At 69.6% G+C, this 2,210-nt stretch carries 2 protein-coding genes; both read left to right on the top strand.

The window, feature by feature from the left end:
* Positions 1-142: 142 nt before the first annotated feature.
* The gene (locus FNH08_RS49115; RefSeq protein ID WP_152778429.1) at positions 143-1,375 is read left to right on the top strand and encodes a cytochrome P450 family protein; all 1,233 of its coding nucleotides are present in this window, start codon (positions 143-145) and stop codon (positions 1,373-1,375) included.
* Positions 1,376-1,539: 164 nt separating this feature from the next.
* Positions 1,540-2,172 carry a ScbR family autoregulator-binding transcription factor gene (locus tag FNH08_RS49120; RefSeq protein WP_152778431.1) on the top strand — a complete coding sequence of 211 codons (633 nt, stop codon included), beginning with the start codon at positions 1,540-1,542 and terminating at the stop codon, positions 2,170-2,172.
* The last annotated feature ends 38 nt before the right edge of the window (positions 2,173-2,210 follow it).

Consider the following 2,210-nt stretch of genomic DNA (forward strand, 5'->3'; position numbering starts at 1 on the left):
GGTGAGGGTGAGTCGTGGGAGTGGCTCCGGAACGGGGGAGGGGGATCTGTTTCTCCTCTGTGTGCGATGAGTTCCACGTGGTGCGCCGACCGGCGCCCACGCTCAGTACCGAACGGGATGACCAACCGAACGGAGTGCACGGATGGACATGACTGCGTGCCCGTACGCCCTCGACGTGACCGGGCGTGACCTGGCGGGCGAGACCGCGAAGCTGCGGGCGCAGGGACCGGCCGTCGAGGTGGAGTTGCCGGGCGGAGTGCGCGCCTGGGCCGTCGTACGGCAGAAGTACGCCAAGCAACTCCTCACGGACGGACGGGTGTCGAAGGACGCGAGGCGTCACTGGCCCGACTTCGTGGAGGGCCGGATAGGGGAGGACTGGCCGCTGTATCCGTGGGTGGCCAACGAGAACATGCTGTTCGCGTACGGGGAGAGCCACGCGCGGCTGCGCAGGCTGGTCGCGGCCGCCTTCACCGCCCGGCGTACGGAGGCGCTGCGGCCCCGGGTCGAGGAGCTGACCGGGGAACTGCTCGACGAGCTGGCCGCCGTGCCGGACGGTGACCAGGTCGATCTGCGGGCCCGGTTCGCCAAGGTTCTGCCCATGCGGGTGATCTGTGAGCTGTTCGGTGTCGCCGAGGCGGCGCGCGAACCCCTGTGCACGGCCCTGGAGGTGGTGTTCGGCACCACCGTGTCCGGCGAGGAGATGGCCGCCGCGCAGGTGACGGTCTTCGGGATGCTGGCCGAACTGGTCGCCGAGAAGAGAGCCAGACCCGGCGACGACCTGACGTCCGCGCTGATCGATGTCCACGACAGCGACGACGGCCGGCTCACCGAGCAGGAACTCCTCGGCACCCTCTACCTCATGATCGCCGCCGGCCAGGAGACCACCTGCACCCTCATCACCAACGCCATCGCCGCCGTGTGTGCCCACCCGGAGCAGCGCGCGCACGTCGTCGAAGGCCGCGCCGACTGGTCCGACGCGGTGTCCGAGACGCTGCGCACGCACGCCCCCGCCGCGTACTCGCCGATGCGGTTCGCCGTCGAGGACATCGACCTGGACGGCGTACGCATCGAGAAGGGTGACCCGATCCTGATCTCCTTCGCCGGGGCGGCCTCCGATCCGGCGGCGTACGGGGACGAGGTCGGCGTGTTCGACGTGCTGCGGCCCGGACGGCGCGACGACCTGGGCTTCGGGTTCGGGGTGCACCGCTGCCTGGGCGCGCCGCTGGCCAAACTGGAGGCGACCTCCGCGCTGTCGGCGCTCTTCACCAGATTTCCGGATCTGGAGTCCGTACTTCCGGCGGACGGGCTGGAGCAGGTGCCGTCCTTCATCGTGAACGGGTACGCCACCCTGCCCGTTGTGCTTCAGCCGAACTGACCTGCGTTTTCCGCCAGTTCTCACGGAATCCCACGGTCTTGGACCGTGGGGTTCCGTTTTATGGGCACCATGAGGGTCTCGGGGAAGTCACTGCACCCTACACCTGGAAACCGCTTGCGCGGTTTGTTAAGCTTCCCGAACCCCGAGCAGTAACGGAGCGCCCGATGGCCAAGCAGGAACGTGCGGTGCGAACGCGCAACGCTTTGATCGAGTCCGCCGCCGAGCTCTTCACCCGGGACGGCTTCGAAGTGGTCTCGCTGTCGACGATCAGTGCCAGAGCCGGGGTCAGCAACGGGGCGCTGCACTTCCACTTCGCCAGCAAGGCCGCTCTCGCCACGGCCGTGCGGGATGCGGCGGCGCAGCACTTCACGCGCATCACCTCCGCCGATCCGCCGTCGCCGCGGTACGGCGGGTCGCTGCAGACCCTCATTGACACGAGCCACGCCCTGCTGCAAGGACTCAGCCGTGACGTCATCCTGCGTGCCGGGTTCGACCTCGGTGACAACGCCGAGGGGGCCGGCGAGGGCGAGGACCTGTTCGAGCGGTGGAGCGCGTGGGTGGAGGACGCCGTCGCACGGTCCGCTCGGGAGGGTCTGCTCGCCGACGTCGCGCCCCGGGACCTCGTGACCACGGTGGTCGGCGCGACGGTCGGCTTCGCCGCGCTCGGCGGCCACGACGTCCACTGGCTGTCCCGCACCACACTCACCCGCTTCTGGTCGTTGCTCCTGCCGCGGGTCGCCTCGCCGCAGGCGCAGCGGGGACTGGTCGCCGCGGGGCGGTGGGCGGAGGCGAGTTGACGGGAGCCGCGAGAACAAGGCAAGAACAAGGGAGGACC

Origin of the sequence: Streptomyces spongiae, from assembly GCF_009377185.1 — a bacterium.
GTDB classification, from domain to species: Bacteria; Actinomycetota; Actinomycetes; order Streptomycetales; family Streptomycetaceae; genus Streptomyces; species Streptomyces spongiae.